Annotated in this window: 6 protein-coding genes and 2 pseudogenes; 2 read left to right on the top strand and 6 right to left on the bottom strand. The window is 71.8% G+C overall.

What is annotated here, in order from left to right:
• From H5J33_RS23475 to lysW, 6 genes and pseudogenes are all read right to left on the bottom strand, one after another.
• Positions 1 to 410: copper resistance CopC family protein (locus H5J33_RS23475; protein WP_181796883.1), on the bottom strand; the 410-nt coding region annotated here is incomplete at its 3' end.
• A gap of 118 nt (positions 411 to 528) precedes the next feature.
• A pseudogene (locus H5J33_RS37735) lies at positions 529 to 654 on the bottom strand (SDR family oxidoreductase); the annotation flags it as partial.
• A 113-nt stretch (positions 655 to 767) separates the two neighbouring features.
• A pseudogene (locus H5J33_RS37730) lies at positions 768 to 1,100 on the bottom strand (acetylglutamate kinase); the annotation flags it as partial.
• Positions 1,101 to 1,142: 42 nt separating this feature from the next.
• A complete protein-coding gene (argC, locus tag H5J33_RS23465; protein WP_181796880.1) occupies positions 1,143 to 2,180 on the bottom strand; it encodes an N-acetyl-gamma-glutamyl-phosphate reductase in 1,038 nt (345 codons plus the stop codon).
• Complete coding sequence (locus H5J33_RS23460) at positions 2,168 to 3,046, bottom strand: RimK family alpha-L-glutamate ligase (protein ID WP_309485471.1); 879 nt, start codon at positions 3,044 to 3,046, stop codon at positions 2,168 to 2,170. The genes argC and H5J33_RS23460 overlap by 13 nt, the downstream gene beginning before the upstream one ends.
• Positions 3,043 to 3,207, bottom strand: coding sequence for a lysine biosynthesis protein LysW (lysW, locus tag H5J33_RS23455; protein ID WP_181796879.1), 165 nt, complete (start codon positions 3,205 to 3,207; stop codon positions 3,043 to 3,045). The genes H5J33_RS23460 and lysW overlap by 4 nt, the downstream gene beginning before the upstream one ends.
• A gap of 322 nt (positions 3,208 to 3,529) precedes the next feature.
• Here lysW and H5J33_RS23450 point away from each other — a divergent pair, with 322 nt between their 5' ends.
• Both H5J33_RS23450 and cysC read left to right on the top strand, forming a co-directional pair.
• Complete coding sequence (locus tag H5J33_RS23450; protein ID WP_181796878.1) at positions 3,530 to 4,258, top strand: sulfotransferase family protein; 729 nt, start codon at positions 3,530 to 3,532, stop codon at positions 4,256 to 4,258.
• A 41-nt stretch (positions 4,259 to 4,299) separates the two neighbouring features.
• Positions 4,300 to 4,869, top strand: a complete 570-nt coding sequence (gene cysC / locus H5J33_RS23445) for an adenylyl-sulfate kinase (RefSeq protein ID WP_181796877.1) — start codon at positions 4,300 to 4,302, stop codon at positions 4,867 to 4,869.
• Positions 4,870 to 4,878 lie beyond the last annotated feature (9 nt).

Below are 4,878 nucleotides of genomic sequence, written 5' to 3'. Positions count from 1 at the left end.
GTGCGCTCGCCCACCGAGAAGGTCAGGGCGCCGGACACCGGGTGGCTGTCGGCCGACACCACCCGCCAGGCCACGGTGTACGTGCCCGGGGCGAGGCGGGCGGGCAGGGTGACCCGGGCGGTGCCGGACTCGCCCGGGGCGTGGCCGGCGGGGGCGGTGCGGACGCGGTGGTTGCCGGGGCCGTAGATCCGGAAGGAGTCGGCCGGCAGTCCCACCGACTCGCTGAAGCGCAGCGTGACGTGCCGGGGCGCGGTACGCAGGACGGTCCCGTCGGCGGGGTCAGACGCCCGCAGCACGGCGTGCGCGGAGGCGGGGGCGGCCGTGGCCAGGAGCAGGCCGAGCAGGAGGACGGGGAGCAGGAGAGCGGCCCGGGATCGGCCGGCCGGCGGTCGGCGGGTGGCCCGTCGCAGGCTTCGTCGTGGTGTTTCCGGTGCGCCGCGCCCCACCCTCGGTCTCCGTCCGTCGCCTCGTGTGCCCGCGTCCCCCGACGGGACCCCGGGATACGTACGGAGGGAACGGCCGGTGTGCTCACCAGGTCGGGCGGGACGTCACCCCGCCGTCCACCACCAGGTCGTGGCCGGTGATCCAGGAGGCGAGCGGGGAGGCGAGGAAGGCGCAGGCGTCGGCCACGTCCTCGGGGCGGCCCAGGCGGCCTGCCCGTCCAGGTCCCGGCCCGCTTCTCCCGGCTGGCGTCCGCTGTGGTCGTCGCGCACCAGCACCCGGCGGCCGTCCACCAGGGCGCGGTGGACGGACTTGCGCTTCGCGCGCAGCAGTCCGCCGTCCAGGCCGGTCAGCCCGACGGCCGGCACACCGGCCGCGACGAGCGCGCCGACCAGGCGCGGCTTGGCCAGTCCGGCCAGCGCCAGGTGGACCACCTCCAGCGCGGCCGCGTCGGTGTAACGCGCGGACACCCCGTCCGGGGAGACCAGCCTGCGCATCGGCACACCGAGCCGTCCCGCGAGGGCGTCAATGTCGGCGGAGCCGCCATGCACCAGCACCACCCGTTCCCCGTCGCCGGCCATGCCGGCGACATCGGAACAGATGGCCAGGGGGTCGACCGCGGCGTTGCCGCCGCACTTGACCACCGTGATGTCCTGCATCTGTGCCCTTTCGGTCTTCGTCGTGCTCGCCCTGCTCGAGGCCTAGTTCGGGTGCAGACCGGTGAACTCCAGGCCGAGCCGCTCCGGCCAGCCGTGCCGCACGTTGAGGCACTGCACCGCGTTGCCGGCACCGCCCTTGACGAGGTTGTCCAGGGCCCCCACGACCAGCGCGGTGCCCGACTCCTCGTCGATCTCGAAACCGACGTCGCAATAGTTGGAACCGGAGAGGATCTTCGGTTCGGGCAGCCGGTACAGACCGCGCTTCTGCGCCACCACCCGCACGAACGGCTCGTCGGCGTACGCCTCGCGGTAGGCCCGGCGCAGCGCGCGCTCGTCGGCGCCGTCGGTGAGCGAGACCCGGCACAGCACCTGTACGCCGCGCACGGCCTCCACCCCGGTGGCGGTCATCCGCACCGGAAGCCCGGTGGCCTGGGCGATCTCCGCCTGGTGCCGGTGGCTGTTGGGGGCGAAGATCCGCATGGCGCCGCTGCGTTCGGCGTGCAGGTTGGCGGACCCGGCCGACACCCCCGAACCGCTCGATCCGGTCCGGGCGTCCACCTGGACCTCCCCGCGGATCAGCCCGGCCTCGGACAGCGGGCGCAGCGCCAGCACGCCGGCCGTCGCCATGCAGCCCGGTACCGAGACGCGGTCGCTGCCTCGGATCTCCTCGCGGTGCCATTCGGGAAGCCCGGTGGTGAAGCCGGGGATCAGCTCCGGGGCGGTGTGCGGCACGCCGTAGTGACGCTCGTACACCTTCGGGTCGCGCAGGCGGAAGTCGCCGGACAGGTCGATGACCTGATCGGCCAGCGACAGGTACTCCGGCATCCGCCCCATCGTCTCCTTGTGCGGGGTGGCCAGGAACAGCACGTCGTACTCGCCCTTGGCCGCCGCGAGACGGTCGGTGCCGAGGAAGGTCAGGTCGGTCGTGCCGCGCAGGTTGGGGTGCGGGCCGTCCACCCGCTTGCCCGCGAACCGGCCGGACGTCGCGACGGTGACCGTCACCCGGGGATGCCCCAGCAGGAGCCTTAGAAGTTCGCCGCCGATGTACCCGGAGGCACCGACGACCGCTACTCGAAGCATGATTGGGCCCTTGTCATCAGAAACTCGGCGATGCGGTCGGCCACGTCGACGCGGTCGCCCACGGCACGCTGGAAGCCCGAGAACTCCACACCGTCGTTGACCTCCAGCACCAGGGGCCGGCCGTCCGCGTCCTCGATCAGATCGACCCCGGCGATGTCCGCGCCGACCGCCTCGGCCGCGGCGAGGGCGAGCTTGACGATGTCCGCCGACGGCTCGAACGCCTCCGTGGTCGCGCCGCGCGCCACATTGGTGCGCCACTGCTCACCACGGCGGTGCACCGCGCCCAGCAGTTCGCCGCCGACCACGATCGCGCGGATGTCACGGTCGGGCTTGGCGATCATCTCCTGCGCGTACACGATGTGCGACTGCGGGGAAGGCAGCGCGGCGATGTACTCCATGACGGTCTCGGCGGTACGCCGGTCGGGGACCGGCGTCACCAGCCGGCCCCACGAACCCACGAGCGGCTTGACCACCGCCGGATAGCCGATGGCCTCCAGCGCCTCCAGCGCGGCTTCGGGAGTGAGGCCGAGCGCGGTGCGCGGAGTGGGGAGCCCGGCGGCGCGCAGCGCCACCGAGGTCTGCCACTTGTCTCCGCACACGTCGGTCGCCGCCGCCGAGTTGACCACGACGTGTCCGGCCGCCTCCAGGGCGCGGGCGGCGTACAGGGCACGGGCGTGCCCGATCTCCCGGTTGAGCACCAGGCGCCGTTCCGGTGCGCCCTGGTGCAGCGGGGACCACGCCGTTCGGCTGTCCAGGTACTCGTAGCGCATGCCCCGACGTTCGAACGCGTCGAGAAGGCGCTTCTCATCGGCTCTCACCCGGGACGCCAGCAGGAGGAAGGGGGCCGGGGGCGTGGCCGGGTTCACTCGCCCCAGTCCTCCTCGACCTCCGGCGCGATGGCCAGCTCGACCGGGTCGACCGAGATGATCTCCAGCTCGGTGGCGCACTCGCCGCACTCCACGATCTCGTTCACTCGGGGGTTCTCCTCCAGAGCGACGGAACCCTCGCACCCCGGGCAATTCGCCATTGTTCTCTTCCCATCGGTTTTCGCGGGCTCCTGGGCGGGATTGCGCCAGGACGCGAGCCGTAACGCTAGGCGGGCGCGGGCCGGTGGCACATCCACCGCGCTGATGAATCGGTCCGGGCCCGCCGGTGGACATGGCGCTGAAACAGGACACCGGATGTTGAACGGCGTTGACGTCCCCTCAACAGCGTGCTGACAACGGCGTTTCAACACTTCATTTCAAGGCGGTTCGGGGACCCGCCCGGCATTGCTTTCGAGGGGTCTGCTGTGGCTATGGTGAACCGCTCTTGAGGCGATCGGTCACATCCCGGACTAGGAGAGTCAGATGAGCCAGGTGCACCTCCCGCGTATTCTCGCGCTGTGGAGCGCGCCACGCTGCCGTTCCACCGCGTTCTTCCGGATGATGGCGGAGCGCGGGGACTTCCAGCTGCTGCACGAACCCTTCTCCTACCTCGCGGAGTTCGGCTCGGTGGAGGTGGCGGGGGAGCGGGTCGGCTCCGAGCCCGATCTGATCGCGCAGATCCGCCGCCGGGCCGCCGAACAGCCGCTGTTCTTCAAGGACACCACCGACGAGCGCTACCCCGGGGTGCTCGCCGACACCGGCTTCCTGCGGGAGGCGCGGCACACGTTCATCGTGCGCGACCCCGCGGAGACGATCGCGTCGTATTACGCCATCAATCCCGAGGTGAAGATCCATCAGATCGGGTTCGAGGCGCAGCACGAACTGTTCCAGCGGGTCTGGGAAGTCACCGGGGAGCGCCCCGTGGTGGTGGACGCCGCCGACCTCGTGACCGCGCCGGAGCGCACCGTGAAGGCGTACTGCGACGCCCTCTCCCTCCCGTACGTCCCCGAAGCGCTGAGCTGGAGCGAGGGCAGCCGCGACGAGTGGGCGCCGAGCGAGAAGTGGCACAGGGACGTCAGCAACAGCCGTGGCTTCGAGGCGAAGAGCGGCGGCGACCGGGTCGACGTGCGCGACCATCCGGTCCTCGCCTCGTACCTGGAGCACCACCTCCCGTTCTACCAGGAGCTGAGCCGGTACCGGCTGGGCGCCTGACGAGGCCTCCCGGCCGATCGCAGCGAGGAGTAGAAACGGACATGACGGATATACGGTGCACCTGTCGGACACCGCTCAACACCGGCGCCACGATCTGGCTGACCGGGCTGCCGAGCGCGGGGAAGACGACGATCGCGAGAGCGCTGGCCGACCGGCTGCGTGCGGAGGGACACCGCGCCGAGGTGCTGGACGGGGACGAGATACGCCGGTTCCTCTCCGCCGGCCTCGGCTTCTCCCGGGCGGACCGTGACGCGAACGTGCAGCGCATCGGCCTGGTCGCGGAGGTACTGGCGCGCAACGGCGTGAAGGCGGTGGTCCCGGTGATCGCCCCCTACGCGGACAGCCGTGCCGCCGTGCGGCAACGGCACGCGGCGTCCGGCGCGGATTACGTGGAGGTCCACGTGGCGGCGCCGGTGGAGGTGTGCCGGGAACGGGACGTGAAGGGCCTGTACGCCCGGCAGAAGGCAGGCGAGATCAGCGGGCTGACCGGTGTGGACGACCCCTACGAGGTGCCCGAGGCACCCGACGTGCGCGTCGAGTCCCACGCCCAGACCGTACGGGAATCGGCGGACGCCGTGTACGCGGCGCTGGCGGAGCGGGGGCTGGTGTGAGCGACTTCA

The organism is Streptomyces sp. WELS2 (genome assembly GCF_013870595.1).
Classification (GTDB): domain Bacteria; phylum Actinomycetota; class Actinomycetes; order Streptomycetales; family Streptomycetaceae; genus Streptomyces.
Note: the sequence above shows the minus strand (reverse complement) of the source record. Positions and strands in the feature narration are given on the sequence as shown.